The organism is Microbacterium sp. G2-16M, from assembly GCF_055809115.1.
In genome coordinates, this window is sequence record NZ_CM147897.1 from 284,984 (window position 1) to 299,298 (window position 14,315).

Below are 14,315 nucleotides of genomic sequence, written 5' to 3' on the forward strand. Positions count from 1 at the left end.
CATGGCCACCGAAGAGACTCTCGTTCTGGTCAAGCCCGATGGCGTCGCGCGCGGCCTGACCGGCGAGATCCTCGCCCGGATCGAGGCGAAGGGCTATTCGCTGGTCGACCTGCGGCTGGTCGAGCCGGACCGGCAGCGCCTCGAGCGGCATTATGCCGAGCACGCCGGAAAGCCGTTCTACGAGCCGCTGCTGGAGTTCATGATGTCGGGCCCGTCGGTGGCGATCCGGGTCGCGGGGGAGCGCGTCATCGAGGGCTTCCGTTCGATCGCGGGCACCACCGACCCGACCACCGCCGCCCCCGGCACGATCCGCGGCGACCTTGGCCGTGATTGGGGGCTGCCGGTGCAGCAGAACCTCGTGCATGGATCGGATGCCCCGGAATCGGCCGCCCGCGAACTGTCGATCTGGTTCGGCTGAGATTCAGGCCCAGCCGAGGCCGATCTGGATCGTGCGCCAGATGTTGGGCACGGCATCCAGTTCGATCTGGGCGAGGATGATCACGATTCCGTAGCCGACGATCGTCATCAGCGGCACCCAGGTCATCAGTCGTCCCGCGACCCGGCGGCCACCGGCCGGCAGGGGCACCACGCCGGAGCGCAGGATGTGCACCGTGACGGCGAAGAACGACGGGATCGTCACCGCCCAGGTCACCATGCACCACGGGCACAGGGTGTGCAGGTTCGCCGCGAAGATGCTCTGGCCGATGAGCCAGGCCACGAATGAGATCGCGAACACGAATCCCGCCCAGAACAGCCACCAGAACCAGTTCGCGAAGCGCGCGCCGGCCAGGATCGCCATCCCGACGACGATGGGCGCCACCCAGCAGGCCAGGCCGATGATCGGGTTCGGGAACCCGAACACGCTGCCCTGCGGCGAGTCGAGATTCGCGCCGCACTGGACCAGGACGCTGAAGTCGCACGCGGCCTTGGAACCGGGGTTCTCCAGGAGCAGGAACTTCTCGACCGTGAGCTGGAAAGCCGCCCACCACCCGATCACGCCGGCGATGATGAGCCAGATGGCCAGGCCCTTCGGGTGGGTGTGCGTCTGCGTCTGGGGCATGGCTCGGATTATGGCATCAGCCGCTATGGGCCGCGCACGGGACAGGCCGGGACAAACCCCGTCCGGGCGCGCTTTGGCACATTCGCCGCCCGTAGTGCGATAATGGGTCCAGATGCACATCACGGCCGCGCCGTGAGCCGCATCGCGAAGACTTCGGGCGATGAACGCCCTTCGCAGTCAGAGCCGAGAGCCTGCTGCAGACCGAGTGAGTTCGCGGCCCCGCCCCGTACCGGAAGGGCACAGGCGGCGCCGCACGAGATTTCGTCGGGTGACGCGCGGTGTCACCCGCAGGGAGTACGCCGGTGACGGTCGATGAGAACAACGAAGCCCATGACAGCCAGACGGATCCGGAGACGGCTCCCGAGCTGAGCGTCGCGGCGGAAGCGACGGGGGAGCCGGACACGGCTGTGGAGCCGGAACCGGCTGTGGAGCCCGAGGTGGCTGTGGAGCCCGAGGTGGCTGCGGCGGAAGAGGCCGCGGCGACGGATGACGCGCCGGCGGCGACGGATGACGCGCCCGCGACGGCGGATGACGCGCCCGCGGCGACCGCAGACGCGCCGGAGGCGCTGTCGGTGACGCAGGACGAGCCTGCGGCGATCGCAGAGCCGGACGCGCCGGCCGAGGCATCCGCGCCGGAGAAGCCCGCGATCCCCACGGCGGTCAGTCTCGGGCTGCTGCCCGAGACGTTCGTATCGGCGGTCTCGACCGAGCTCAACTTCTACGCCCCCGAGATCGCGCTGCTGCCGCCGCTGCCGCCCGAGCCGCAGCCGGCGCAGGAGCCCAGCGGTTCGCGTCGCCGCAACCGGCGCCGCGGTGAGCCGCGGGACGGCGACGACCAGCCGAACCCGCGGGAGCGCACCGTCGAGGCGATCACCGAGCCGCAGCGGATCAAGGGCTCCACGCGCCTGGAGGCCAAGAAGCAGCGCCGCCGCGACGGACGTGAGGCGGGGCGCCGGCGTCCGGTCGTGACCGAGGCCGAGTTCCTGGCCCGGCGCGAGTCGGTCGACCGCGAGATGATCGTCCGCTCCAAGAACGGCCGCATCCAGATCGGCGTGCTCGAAGACAAGGTGCTCGCGGAGCATTACGTCGCCCGCAGCCAGGACGCGTCGCTGATCGGAAACGTGTACCTCGGCCGGGTGCAGAACGTGCTGCCCAGCATGGAGGCCGCGTTCGTGGACATCGGCCGCGGTCGCAACGCCGTGCTGTACTCCGGCGAGGTGGACTGGGATGCCGTCGAGACGGGCAATCAGCCGCGGCGCATCGAGCTCGCGCTGAAGTCCGGCGACCGCGTCCTCGTGCAGGTCACGAAGGATCCGGTCGGCCACAAGGGCGCCCGGCTGACCAGCCAGATCTCGCTGCCCGGGCGCTACCTGGTGTACGTGCCGGGCGGCGCGATGAACGGGATCTCGCGCAAGCTTCCCGACACCGAGCGCGCGCGGCTCAAGCGCATCCTCAAGGAGGTGCTGCCCGAGTCGTCCGGCGTCATCGTGCGCACCGCCGCGGAAGGCGCCACCGAGGAGCAGCTGACCCGCGACGTGCAGCGGCTGACCGCGCAGTGGGAGCACATCAACAAGGTGCTCGAGACGACGCAGGCGCCGACCCTGCTGCACTCCGAGCCCGATCTGCTCGTCAAGATCGTGCGGGACGTGTTCAACGAGGACTTCTCGAAGATGCTGATCCAGGGCGAAGAGGCGCAGCGCACCATCTTCGGCTACCTGGAGGCTGTCGCCCCCGACCTGGTGGAGCGGGTGGAGCGGCACGAGGGGGACGGCGACCCGTTCGACGAGTTCCGCATCACCGAGCAGATCGAGAAGGCCCTGGACCGCAAGGTGTGGCTGCCCTCGGGCGGCTCGCTGGTCATCGACCGCACCGAGGCGATGACGGTGATCGACGTGAACACCGGGAAGTTCGTCGGCACCGGCGGCAACCTGGAGGAGACCGTCACCAAGAACAACCTCGAGGCCGCTGAGGAGATCGTCCGTCAGCTGCGGCTGCGCGACATCGGCGGCATCATCGTTGTCGACTTCATCGACATGGTGCTCGAGTCCAACCGCGACCTGGTGCTGCGGCGCCTGATCGAGTGCCTGAGCCGCGATCGCACGAAGCACCAGGTGGCCGAGGTCACCTCGCTCGGGCTCGTCCAGATGACGCGGAAGAAGATCGGGCTGGGCCTGGTGGAGACCTTCAGCGAGCCGTGCGAGGTCTGCGCGGGGCGGGGGATCATCATCCACCACGACCCGGTGGTCAAGCACCGCTCGTCCTCCAACGGCGGCGGCTCGCGGCGGTCGCGCCCGAGCAGCGTGCCGACCACGACGCCGGCCGGCGGCACGCATGTGATCACCGAGGGCGCGAAGTCCGCGCTGGCGCAGATCGCGGCATCCACGATCCACCACGGCGAGGGCGAAGAGCCGCTCGCGGACGAGGCGGCCGCCTCCGAACCCGTGGCACCGGAGCGTCCCAAGAAGCGGAAGAAGCGCAAGGAGAAGGACGGCAAGGGCGCGCACGAGCCCAAGACCGAGCGCGACCTGCTGCTGGACTCGGTGCTCGAAGCGCTCCCGGAGCCGAAGGCCCCCGGGCAGGGCCGTTCCCGGCGCCGGGTGACGACGGCGGCGCTCACCGGAACGCCCATCTCCACTCAGGAGTAGGTCAGTACCGGTCGCGCGCCCGCACCCGCAGTCCCGAGGCGATCAGGCGGCGCACCAGTTCGTGGCCGTCCACGGGCCGGGCGCCCGCCTGGACCAGCCGCGCGTGCGACTCCTCCGGGACGTCGTAATGGTCCAGATCGAACGCGCGACGAGGGATGCCGTTGGCCTGGGCGAACGCGTGCAGCTCGTCCAGCGAGCGGTCGCTGACCAGGTGCGACCACAGTCGTCCGTGCGCGGGCCAGCGCGGGTCGTCGATCAGGATCGTCACCCGATCGATCCTACGGGCGCCGCCCGCGGGGTGCTTTTGCCAGGGGGCGCGGCATCCGGTAAAGTAGATCCTTGGTGCGCCCTGTCGTGCCGCCGTCAAGGCGTGCGTCGACCGGCGCGGCCGTCGGCCGGCCGTGAAGCACCGTGACTTCATCTTTCCCAAGAGCGCTGCTCGCAAGAGAGCAGAGTCTCGAAAAGAGCAGAGTCTCGAAAGACAACCGGAGCCGTGCGCTCCCAGACGAAACAGGTGTGAAGTGGTTTACGCAGTTGTGCGCGCCGGTGGCCGGCAGGAGAAGGTCGAGGTCGGCACCATCGTCGTCCTCGACCGCCAGAAGGCCAAGATCGGCGAGACCCTCGAACTGCCCGCCGTGCTCCTGGTCGACGGCGACGCCGTCACCAGCGACACCGCGAAGCTCGCGAAGGTGACCGTGACCGCTGAGGTGCTCGGCGAGGAGCGCGGCCCGAAGATCGTGATCCAGAAGTTCAAGAACAAGACCGGCTACAAGAAGCGCCAGGGGCACCGTCAGGACCTCACGCGCGTCAAGGTCACCGGAATCAAGTAAGGCCAGAGGAGACGCACAGATGGCACACAAGAAGGGCGCAAGCTCCACCCGCAACGGCCGCGACTCCAACGCCCAGCGCCTCGGCGTGAAGCGCTTCGGCGGTCAGGCCGTGGGCGCCGGCGAGATCATCGTCCGCCAGCGCGGCACCCATTTCCACCCCGGCGTGAACGTCGGCCGCGGCGGTGACGACACGCTGTTCGCGCTGTCGGCCGGCGCCGTCCAGTTCGGCACCAAGGGCGGCCGCAAGGTCGTCAACATCGTCGCTGCCGCGGAGTGATCCCGGCCGCATGCGGCATCATGACGAGGGGCGGGCTTCGGCTCGCCCCTCGTCGCATATCCCCGACACTTCAGGAGCGTCATGGTCACCTTCGTCGATCGAGTGACGCTGTTCCTGCGCGCAGGCAGCGGCGGGAACGGGTGCGTCTCGGTCCGCCGTGAGAAGTTCAAGCCGCTGGCCGGTCCGGACGGCGGCAATGGCGGCAACGGCGGGGATGTCGTCCTGGTGGCCGACCCCCAGGTGACGACGCTGCTGTCGTACCACCACTCGCCGCACCGCTCCGGCGGCAACGGCGGGTTCGGCATGGGCGATGACCGGTCTGGGGCGCTGGGCGAATCGGTCGAACTCCCCGTTCCGGTGGGCACCGTGGTCCGTGACGAGGACGGCGAGGTTCTGGTCGACATGATCGAGCCGGGGATGCGCTTCGTGGCCGCTCCGGGCGGCCGCGGCGGCCTGGGCAACGCGGCACTGGCCACCGCCAAGCGCAAGGCGCCCGGATTCGCGCTGCTGGGCACGCCCGGCTGGGAGGGCCAGGTCGTCCTCGAGCTGAAGACCGTGGCCGACGTGGCGCTCGTGGGCTTCCCCTCGGCGGGCAAGTCCAGTCTCATCGCCGCGGTCTCGGCCGCGCGGCCGAAGATCGCCGACTACCCGTTCACCACCCTCCACCCGAACCTCGGAGTCGTGCAGGCCGGTGACATCCGCTTCACGATCGCGGACGTGCCCGGACTGATCGAGGGTGCGAGCGAGGGCAAGGGGCTCGGGCTGGAGTTCCTCCGCCACGTCGAGCGGTGCACCGCACTGGTGCACGTGCTGGACTGCGCGACCCTGGAGGCCGGGCGCGACCCGCTCACCGACCTCGAGGTCATCCGCGCCGAACTTGCCGCCTATCCCGTCCCGGAGGGGCAGGTGCCGCTGCTGGACCGGCCGCAGGTGGTCGTGCTGAACAAGATCGACGTTCCCGACGCCAAGGACCTGGCCGAGCTCGTCCGCCCCGAGCTCGAGGCGGGCGGCTACCGCGTGTTCGAGATCTCCACCGTGAGCCACGAAGGCCTGCGCCAGCTCAGCTTCGCACTCGGCGAGATCATCGCCGCCCATCGCGCCGAGGCGGCCTCGCAGCCGGCGCCCCCGCGCGTGGTGATCCGCCCGCAGGGGTCCGAGCGCGAGTTCGAGGTGCGCGTCGAAGGCGGCACCTACGGGCCGCTGTACCGGGTGCTGGGCGCCAAGCCCGAGCGCTGGGTCGCGCAGACCGACTTCCAGAACGAGGAGGCCGTGGGATTCCTCGCCGACCGACTCGACAAGCTGGGCGTCGAGGACGCGCTGTACCGTGCCGGCGCCGTCCCGGGCGCGGCCGTGGTGATCGGCAAGGGCGACGGTGTGGTCTTCGACTGGGAGCCGTCCCTGTCGTCGACCGCCGAGCTGATGACGGCTCCGCGCGGCTCCGATCCGCGTGTCGACCCGAGCTCGCGCCGGACCACCGCGCAGCGGCGTGAGCACTACCACGAGCGGATGGACGCCAAGGCGGCCGCCCGCGCAGAGCTGGAGGCGCAGCGTCTGTCCCGTACCGGGGACGAGGAGGACGGGGACGACCGATGACAGCGGTGGATCGGAAGGCGCTGCCCGGTGTGCGGCGCCTCGTCGTGAAGGTCGGCTCGTCATCGGTGAGCGGTGACCGGGCCGGCAGCATCCCCCCGCTGGTGTCCGCCCTCGCGGCCGCGCACGCCCGCGGCACCGAGGTCGTGCTCGTCTCATCCGGCGCGATCGCCATCGGGATGCCGTACCTGCAGCTGGAGACCCGCCCGTCCGACCTGGCGACCCAGCAGGCGGCGGCGGCGGTCGGGCAGAATGTGCTGATCTACCGCTACCAGGCCGCGCTGCGCGAGTTCGGCATCGTGGCCGGCCAGGTGCTGCTGACCGCCGGCGACCTGGAGAACCGCGTGCACCGGTCGAACGCCCGGCGTGCGATGGAGCGCCTGCTCGCGCTGCGCATCCTGCCCATCGTGAACGAGAACGACACTGTGGCCACGCACGAGATCCGCTTCGGCGACAACGATCGGCTCGCGGCCCTGGTGGCCCGGCTGATCCGCGCCGACGCGCTCGTGCTGCTCAGTGACATCGACTGCCTGTACACGGCGCCCCCGGAACAGCCCTCGGCGCGGCCGATCGAGCGGGTCGCGTTCGGCGAGGATCTGGGCGCCTTCGAGTTCGGCTCGGTCGTGGTCAACAGCGTCGGCACCGGGGGAGCGGCCACCAAGGTCTCGGCGGCCCGGCTGGCCGCGTCATTCGGGATCGGGACGCTGGTCACCAGCGCCGATCTGGTGGCACAGGCGCTGTCCGGCGAGGCGGTGGGCACCTGGTTCGACCCCAATCCCGCGCCCGTGGAATCGACGCTCACCGGCGCCCTGCACCTGGCGTCACAAACGGCCGCGGCCGGGGCCGGCGCATCGCCCGCTCGATAGACTGAGCCGATGACCCCGCCTGCTGCCACCGCCCGCGAGCGGATGCTGCGCGCCCAGGCCGCGTCCCGCTCGGTGGGGCTGCTGGATGACGCTGGGAAGCGGGATGCGCTGCTGGCCGTGGCGGACGCCGTCGAGGCGGCGGCGGACCAGATCGTGGCCGCCAACCGCGAGGATCTCGCCGCCGGTGCGGCCGGCGGCCTCTCCGATGCACTCCAGGACCGCCTGCGGCTGGACGCGGCTCGGGTCGCCGCGCTGGCGGCGGCCGTGCGCGAGGTCGCCGTGCTCCCGGATCCGGTCGGTCGCGTGCTGGACGAGCGGACGCTGCCGGGCGGAGTCCGGCTGCAGAAGGTGTCGGTGCCGTTCGGGGTGGTCGGTGCGATCTACGAAGCGCGGCCGAACGTGACGGTCGACATCGCCGCGCTCGCGCTGCGCTCGGGCAACGCGGTGGTCCTCCGCGGCGGCACCGCGGCGCTGCGCACGAACGCGGCACTCGTGGCGACCATCCGCGACGCGCTGGATGCCGCAGGGGTGGATTCCGAGGCCGTGCAGACCGTCGACGACTTCGGGCGGGACGGGGCGCGCGAGCTGATGCAGGCGCGTGGGATCGTGGACGTGCTGGTGCCCCGCGGCAGCGCGGAGCTGATCGAGACGGTCGTGACCGAGTCATCCGTCCCGGTGATCGAGACCGGGGCCGGCGTCGTGCACATCGTCCTGGACGAGACCGCACCGCTGGACTGGGCGCGCGACATCGTCGTGAACGCCAAGGTGCAGCGGCCGAGCGTGTGCAACGCCGTCGAGACGGTGCTCGTGCATCGGGCCGCCGCACCGCGACTGGTCGGCCCGGTCGTGACCGCGCTGCAGGAATCCGGTGTCACGGTGCACGGCGACGCGGACGTCGCGGCCCTCGCATCGGATGTCGTGCCGGCCGATGAGGCCGACTGGGCGCAGGAGCATCTGAGCCTGGACCTGTCGATGCGGGTGGTCGACGATCTGGATGCCGCGCTCGCGCACATCCGCCGGTACTCGACACACCACACCGAGTCGATCATCACCATGGACGACGCGAACGCCGAGCGCTTCCTCGCCGAGATCGATTCGGCGGTGGTGATGGCGAACGCCTCGACCCGGTTCACCGACGGCGGCGAGTTCGGGTTCGGCGCCGAGGTCGGCATCTCGACGCAGAAGCTGCATGCCCGCGGGCCGATGGGACTGGCGGAGCTGACCAGCACCAAGTGGCTCGCGCGCGGTGCCGGGCAGGTCCGCGGCTGAGCGCCTAGACTGGGGTGCGGTGCGCGCGCCGCCGTGGCTGTGCACCCTGCTGACCGTGTGGATGCTGCCCACCCCGTGAACGGAGTCCCGATGACCTTCGCCTCGTTGATCGCCCTCGCTGCCGAAGAGGCCGAGCATTCCGGCAACGTCATGCTCGAGACCGTCTGGTACCCGATCGTGGCGCTCGTGGTGTTCGCCTTCCTCGGCCTGGTCACCCTGTCGTACAAGAACGTGTCCAACCGGCACGCGCACAAGGCGGCGGCCTACGCCGAGGAGCACGCGGCAGACCTGCAGCAGACAGGACACGGCCACTAGGCCCACGCATGTCGGCGACGCGAGCGCTCCGCATCGGGGTGATGGGCGGCACTTTCGACCCGATCCACAACGGACACCTGGTCGCGGCATCCGAGGTCGCCGAGTCGTTCGGGCTGGACGAGGTCGTGTTCGTGCCCACCGGCCGCCCCTGGCAGAAGCACGAGGTCAGCCCGAGCGAGCACCGGTACCTGATGACCGTGATCGCCACGGCATCCAACCCGCAGTTCACCGTGAGCCGGGTCGACATCGACCGCAGCGGTCCGACGTACACGATCGACACCCTGCGGGAGCTGCAGACGCAGCGCCCCGGTGCCGAGCTGTTCTTCATCTCGGGCGCCGACGCCGTAGCGCAAATTCTCAGTTGGAGGGACCATGATGAGTTGTGGGATCTCGCCCATTTCGTCGCGGTCTCGAGGCCTGGACATGTCCTGAACACGGACGGCCTCCCGAGCAGCGGCGTGAGCCAATTGGAGATCCCCGCGTTGGCGATCTCATCGACGGACTGTCGAGAGCGCGTGCGCGAGGGCCATCCCGTGTGGTACCTCGTGCCCGACGGGGTCGTCCAGTACATTGCGAAGTATCATCTTTATCGGAGCAAGGCATGAGCACACCCGATCAGCCGAGCACCCCGCCGCTGACTCGAAAGCAGCTGCGTGAGCTGCGGAACACCGGCGCGACCCCGGTGGTCGTACCCAACGGCGACCCCGAGGCGGCCGAGCCGCAGTCGGCCCCAGCCGCGACGCCGGAGACACCGGTCGCACCGGCGCCTCTGCCGCGTGCCGCCGTTCCGGTCGACGTGCACACGGCGCCCGTCCCGGATGCCGCCGTCGACCTCGGCGCCTCGCCGCTGACCCGGCGCCAGGCGCGCCAGCAGGAGCGCATCCGCACGGCATCCGTGCCGGTCATCACGCCTGATGTGTCCGCCTCGGCGGCATCGGTGCCGAGCGCCATCACCGTGATCGACCCGTCGCCGGCGACGCCGGACGAGAAGACGGCGCCCGAGGCGAAAGACCGCGCCGCCGAGCCGGAGGTCGCCGGACAGGCTGCACCTGTCGAGGACGCGGCGCCGGCGACGGATGCCGCGACCGACGCGCTGCTGCGCGAGCTGAACGCCGAGCCCGACGAGGATGTCCGGCCGGACGAGTCGCCCGCGGCGGCGGCAGAGCAGGCGCCTGAGCCCATCGCCGAGGAGCGGGCGGTTCTGAATCCGATGTTCGGGGCCGGGCTGCTGGCCGGCAAGGCCGACAAGGCCGAGTCGGCGTCGTCGTTCGAACAGCTGCTGGGCCGGGATGTCGACACCACCGGGTCCGTGTCCGCGCCCAGCGCGCTGATCATGTCGCACGCGTCGGCCGCCCCGCTCGTCGGACCGATCGGCGGGACCGGCGAGGTGCTGGTCACCGGCACATTCGCGCTGCCCGAGGGCCTCGGCTCGACCGGCCACGCGCTCGGGACCGCCGACGGCCGCGAGATCGACGCCGTGCTGGTCGACGGCGAGCTGCCCGCGCACTCCTCGCCCACACCGATCGCGGCCAGCGCCGCGGTCAGCACGATCAAGACGAGCCAGGACATCATCCAGCCGCCCACGCCGGAGAAGAGCGGCAGGCTGATGCTGACACTGGCGATCACGGCCGGGGTGCTCGCCCTGGCTCTGGTGGGAGTGCTCGTGTACGCGCTGGCGTCGGGGGTCATCTCGTGACCGCGACCGATCAGGCGCGAGAGATGCTGGCCATCGCCGCACGCGCCGCGCAGGACACCGGCGGCGAGGACCTGGTCGCGCTGGATGTGTCCGAGCCGCTGCCGCTGGTCGACATCTTCCTGGTGGTCTCAGGTCGCAGCGAGCGCAATGTCGCGGCGATTGCGGATGCCGTGGAGGACCAGCTGCTGGAGGCCGGTCACAAGCGCCTGCGGCGCGAGGGCCGGCACGAGGCACGATGGGTGCTCATCGACTTCGGCGACCTCGTCGTGCACGTCTTCCACGAGCAGGAGCGGGTGTACTACGGACTGGAGCGGCTCTGGAAGGACTGCCCCACGGTGCCGATCGAGCAGGCCGAGCCCGCCCGCGCGGAGTGACCGGGTCGATTTCTCTCCGTCTGCCGGATGTAGTAATCTGATCGGGTTGCTCCGGAGCGTTCGGAGCCGAAATCTGGGCCTGTGGCGCAGCTGGTAGCGCACCTGCATGGCATGCAGGGGGTCAGGGGTTCGAGTCCCCTCAGGTCCACCAAACGTATCTTTCGGGAACGCGCGACATCGGAAAGATGTGACGGGTTCCCGTTTGACGTTTCCGAGCTTGCGTGCCGCTCCCTCGCTGTCGTCATCTGCTTCGGCTTCGCGGACAATGGTGGCGAACGGCTCGGCGAGCCTGGGTTGCTCGTCGTCGGTGATGTCGAGGCGAGTATAGAGCGCTTGGTTCGTGAGTCACCGGTCGGCGTCGCCGGAAGCATTGGTGACCACTTCATCAGAGCCGGGCGTCGATCTACCGCCTGTCGACGTACGGCGCTCCCGGACATGCCCGGGGCGTCAGCGCGCGGTGTCGACGGGGGCGAAGATGGTGCGCACCGTAGCCGCGATGACCGCCTCCGCGTCGATGTGCGCGTGCCGCCCGATCACATGCAGGAACAGGCCCTCGAAGCAGGTCGCGATCAACTGCACGCCGAGCAGCGGATCCGGCGCGCCGAGTGCCACGAGGGCGGGCAGGATCGAGCGCTCGATGCCGACCCTGCCCGCAGCGAGCGCGGACCGCACTGCCGCGTCATGGCCCCCTTCGACGATCAGCGCGAGCCGCGCGGTCGTCATCGTGCGAGACGGGCCGACCAGGTAGCGGAAGAGCGCCGTCAGTGACTCGGCGAACTCATCGGGGGTGCTCGCTGCGAAGCCGGTGGCGATCTCGGGCAGTTCGCTCGCGACCATGTACTCGCAGACACCGAGCAGGAGCGCTTCACGCGTGCGGAAGACGTTCGAGGTGGACCCCCGCGGGAACCCGGCGCGTTCGTCCACGCGCAGATGGGTCAGCGCGCGGATGCCGCCGCTGGCCAGCAGCTCGATCGCTGCGGCGATCGCGCGGTCTCGATGACTCGTCATGGAACTACTCTACTATGACCGCAGTGACGAGGCACTATGACCGTAGTATCATGGGTTCATGTCACCCATCGCGCTCCTGGCAGGACTCGTACTCGTCTTCCTCGCGACCACGGCCATCCTCGGCGTGGCATCCCTCGCGGCCTGGCTGCGTCACCGCACTGCGGACTTCCCCACGAAGAAGGTCACAGCCCACGTCACGTTGCAGGGCATGAGCATCGTGCTCTGGATCGTCTTCCTCGTAACGATGCAGCCGTGGATCGCCTGGGCCGCGTTTGCCGTCATCACGGCAGGTCAGGTCTTCGGCGACCTCCTCATGTTCGCGAGCTACCGCGCGCGGCACCGCATCGCCAAGGCCGGCAGTTACGGTGCGGTAGCGAAAGACGTACTCGGATTCAGACGCCCTATTCCCGCGCTCCACGCGATCATCGGAGCCCTCGGATGGTTCACCATGCTCACCGTCTGCATCCTGGCAACGCTCGCGTAGCGGTGGTCTCGGCACGGTCAACGTCGGGACACCAGCTATGGAAAACCCCACCTACCGCATCAGATTGGAGATACTCATGAACCTCTTGGTCACCCCCGCACTGGTCGTTCTCATCGGACTCTTCGTCCGGGCACGGCTGATCGCGACGCTGCTCTATCTCGTGATCGAGGCGATCTTCTTCACGTTCCAGACGCTCGCCGTGCTCCTGGCTTGGATGGCAGGAGAAGGCGGTTTCGGCGGAGCCACTGAACAAGGCGCTTTCGGGCCCGCCCCCACAGGCTTCCCGCTGAGGTTCGATGAAGGAGAGTTCTGGGCCTACGGCCTCGTCAACCTTGGGATCATGACGATCGGAGTGGCGATTATCGTGCTGATCGTCACCCTCCGCAATCGCAGCCGGGCGAAGAAGAACGCCGTCACCGTGAACTGAGGGACCAGGTGTCAACGTCGGTCGAAGATTGACGCCTCTTCGTCGTTGAATATTGACCTCCCGCCCCACAAGTCGAAGTTCTGATCGAGCTGAGCCATCTCCCATGAGATTCGATCGGATGCGCTTGCCGCGGAGCACAGCGAACGCATCGTCAGGTTCGTGCCCATCGGAGCTACTGAGCCGGTAGAGATCACCTGCACCGCACAGACGCTGTTGCACTCACCTGGTGGGCAGATCGTCTAGGCCGCAGACGACTGGTCAGTCTTCCGGAGTGTGGCAGAGATGACGGCGATCAGCGTACCCGCGGCAACGCCGATCACGGTCTCGAGCGCCCGGTCGCGAAGTAGCACGTCCGCGGGCGTCGGGACCGCGAGTTCCACCATGAGCAGCGCGAGTGGCGTGACGAAGATCATCGCGATGCCGTAGTTGCGTCCGACGAACATCTCTGCGCCGACCTGACACACGACGGCGACGGCGATGACGGCCACGGGCGGAAGGTGCAGAGCGAGGATGCCGGCAGCGACCAGTACTCCCAGCAGCGTTCCGACAAGGCGTTGCAGTCCGCGGATCAGTCGTGCATTCACACGAGCGCCACTGACCGCCGCCACTGCACCGACCATTGCCCAGTACCAGTGGGAGTCCAGCAGCGCGAACCCGATCACACCCGCGAGCATCGCGGCCGCCCCAACGGTGACCGCCATCTCCCACGCGATGTTTCCCACCCGCCGGGGCGATATGCCCGGTGTCGCCGTCGGTATGGAGCGCGCGGCGGCGACGACGGTCACCAGCAGTGCGAACATGACACTCGCTCCTCCGACGATGATGACGTTGAGGAGACTCATGGCGGATGCGGGGATGCTGGCCGTCGCGCCGGTCGCGAACACCACGAAAAGCGATCCGGGCGGATGCCACCGCATCGCATAGGCGACCAGGGTGATCAGTGACGCGACTGCGGACACCGCGACCACCGACACCAGTGCCGGTGCCCCGACCACGGAGAGCCCGGTGCCCGCGAGCATCGCGCCGAGCAGAACACCACCGGCGCTTGCCTGCATGCGCACGCGGTCCGCGAAACCGTCGTTGCGGCCGTACAGAGCGGCGAACGCTCCGAAGCTCGCATAGATGCTGAGGTCGAGCCGCCCGACCGCCCACAGAATCAGTAAGGGCACGCCGACGCTCACGGCCGCTCGCAATGCAACCCGGTGATCGCCGCGGGAAGGGACGATCCGAAACACCCCCGTCCACACACGCCCCCCGGAACTCGCCACACCTCAAGCGTAGAGAAGGAATCGCAACGTCGATCGCAGAAGACCGTGCCATGGCCGACAGGCAGCCTGGTGCCATCGTCATCGACACGGCACACGCACGGCCAGACCAGGTTGCGGAGCCGCGGCTGTTCATCGCCGTCGTCCTGGATTACGCTGAGCAGGCGCCGCGCGCGAGTGCGGCGCGCCTCTGTCGCGCGTGTACCCGA

At 69.4% G+C, this 14,315-nt stretch carries 17 protein-coding genes and 1 tRNA gene; 14 read left to right on the forward strand and 4 right to left on the reverse strand.

Translation table 11 applies throughout. The features are described 5' to 3' along the window. Window position 1: 1 nt before the first annotated feature. Window positions 2-418: a nucleoside-diphosphate kinase gene (ndk, locus tag AC0L6F_RS01390; protein WP_274635656.1), complete on the forward strand. Its 417-nt coding sequence runs from the start codon at window positions 2-4 to the stop codon at window positions 416-418. A gap of 3 nt (window positions 419-421) precedes the next feature. Here ndk and AC0L6F_RS01395 read toward each other — a convergent pair whose 3' ends face one another. Next, window positions 422-1,060, reverse strand: a complete 639-nt coding sequence (locus tag AC0L6F_RS01395; protein ID WP_473538917.1) for a vitamin K epoxide reductase family protein — start codon at window positions 1,058-1,060, stop codon at window positions 422-424. 302 nt (window positions 1,061-1,362) lie between these two features. Here AC0L6F_RS01395 and AC0L6F_RS01400 point away from each other — a divergent pair, with 302 nt between their 5' ends. After that, on the forward strand, window positions 1,363-3,705 hold the full coding sequence (locus tag AC0L6F_RS01400) for an Rne/Rng family ribonuclease (RefSeq protein ID WP_473538918.1): 2,343 nt from the start codon (window positions 1,363-1,365) through the stop codon (window positions 3,703-3,705). Window position 3,706: 1 nt separating this feature from the next. On the opposite strand, the gene AC0L6F_RS01405 is transcribed toward AC0L6F_RS01400, so the two are convergent. Next, window positions 3,707-3,973 carry a DUF4031 domain-containing protein gene (locus AC0L6F_RS01405; protein ID WP_259611862.1) on the reverse strand — a complete coding sequence of 89 codons (267 nt, stop codon included), beginning with the start codon at window positions 3,971-3,973 and terminating at the stop codon, window positions 3,707-3,709. 253 nt (window positions 3,974-4,226) lie between these two features. Here AC0L6F_RS01405 and rplU point away from each other — a divergent pair, with 253 nt between their 5' ends. From rplU to AC0L6F_RS01455, 10 genes are all read left to right on the forward strand, one after another. Then, window positions 4,227-4,535 carry a 50S ribosomal protein L21 gene (rplU, locus tag AC0L6F_RS01410; RefSeq protein WP_259611863.1) on the forward strand — a complete coding sequence of 103 codons (309 nt, stop codon included), beginning with the start codon at window positions 4,227-4,229 and terminating at the stop codon, window positions 4,533-4,535. 19 nt (window positions 4,536-4,554) lie between these two features. Further along, window positions 4,555-4,812, forward strand: a complete 258-nt coding sequence (gene rpmA, locus AC0L6F_RS01415; RefSeq protein WP_259611864.1) for a 50S ribosomal protein L27 — start codon at window positions 4,555-4,557, stop codon at window positions 4,810-4,812. 81 nt (window positions 4,813-4,893) lie between these two features. Further along, window positions 4,894-6,405, forward strand: coding sequence for a GTPase ObgE (gene obgE / locus AC0L6F_RS01420; RefSeq protein ID WP_274635653.1), 1,512 nt, complete (start codon window positions 4,894-4,896; stop codon window positions 6,403-6,405). Continuing rightward, complete coding sequence (proB, locus tag AC0L6F_RS01425; protein ID WP_274635652.1) at window positions 6,402-7,268, forward strand: glutamate 5-kinase; 867 nt, start codon at window positions 6,402-6,404, stop codon at window positions 7,266-7,268. Before obgE ends, proB begins: the two co-directional genes overlap by 4 nt. 9 nt (window positions 7,269-7,277) lie before the next feature. Next, window positions 7,278-8,537, forward strand: coding sequence for a glutamate-5-semialdehyde dehydrogenase (locus tag AC0L6F_RS01430; RefSeq protein ID WP_473538919.1), 1,260 nt, complete (start codon window positions 7,278-7,280; stop codon window positions 8,535-8,537). A 90-nt stretch (window positions 8,538-8,627) separates the two neighbouring features. Next, window positions 8,628-8,852, forward strand: a complete 225-nt coding sequence (locus AC0L6F_RS01435; RefSeq protein WP_259611865.1) for a hypothetical protein — start codon at window positions 8,628-8,630, stop codon at window positions 8,850-8,852. 8 nt (window positions 8,853-8,860) lie between these two features. Beyond that, window positions 8,861-9,457 carry a nicotinate-nucleotide adenylyltransferase gene (gene nadD / locus AC0L6F_RS01440; RefSeq protein WP_259611866.1) on the forward strand — a complete coding sequence of 199 codons (597 nt, stop codon included), beginning with the start codon at window positions 8,861-8,863 and terminating at the stop codon, window positions 9,455-9,457. Beyond that, complete coding sequence (locus tag AC0L6F_RS01445) at window positions 9,454-10,548, forward strand: hypothetical protein (protein ID WP_473538920.1); 1,095 nt, start codon at window positions 9,454-9,456, stop codon at window positions 10,546-10,548. Before nadD ends, AC0L6F_RS01445 begins: the two co-directional genes overlap by 4 nt. Further along, complete coding sequence (rsfS, locus tag AC0L6F_RS01450) at window positions 10,545-10,922, forward strand: ribosome silencing factor (protein ID WP_259611869.1); 378 nt, start codon at window positions 10,545-10,547, stop codon at window positions 10,920-10,922. The genes AC0L6F_RS01445 and rsfS overlap by 4 nt, the downstream gene beginning before the upstream one ends. A 75-nt stretch (window positions 10,923-10,997) precedes the next feature. Beyond that, window positions 10,998-11,073, forward strand: a tRNA-Ala gene (locus AC0L6F_RS01455). A 296-nt stretch (window positions 11,074-11,369) separates the two neighbouring features. Here AC0L6F_RS01455 and AC0L6F_RS01460 read toward each other — a convergent pair. Continuing rightward, a complete protein-coding gene (locus AC0L6F_RS01460) occupies window positions 11,370-11,930 on the reverse strand; it encodes a TetR family transcriptional regulator (RefSeq protein ID WP_274635649.1) in 561 nt (186 codons plus the stop codon). Window positions 11,931-11,988: 58 nt separating this feature from the next. On the opposite strand from AC0L6F_RS01460, the gene AC0L6F_RS01465 reads away from it, so the two are divergent. Together AC0L6F_RS01465 and AC0L6F_RS01470 are read left to right on the forward strand one after the other, a co-directional pair. After that, a complete protein-coding gene (locus AC0L6F_RS01465) occupies window positions 11,989-12,414 on the forward strand; it encodes a hypothetical protein (RefSeq protein ID WP_473538921.1) in 426 nt (141 codons plus the stop codon). Window positions 12,415-12,451: 37 nt separating this feature from the next. Continuing rightward, window positions 12,452-12,841 carry a hypothetical protein gene (locus tag AC0L6F_RS01470; protein ID WP_473538922.1) on the forward strand — a complete coding sequence of 130 codons (390 nt, stop codon included), beginning with the start codon at window positions 12,452-12,454 and terminating at the stop codon, window positions 12,839-12,841. 239 nt (window positions 12,842-13,080) lie between these two features. On the opposite strand, the gene AC0L6F_RS01475 is transcribed toward AC0L6F_RS01470, so the two are convergent. Further along, the gene (locus AC0L6F_RS01475; protein WP_473538923.1) at window positions 13,081-14,022 is read right to left on the reverse strand and encodes an FUSC family protein; all 942 of its coding nucleotides are present in this window, start codon (window positions 14,020-14,022) and stop codon (window positions 13,081-13,083) included. Between the last annotated feature and the right edge of the window lie 293 nt (window positions 14,023-14,315).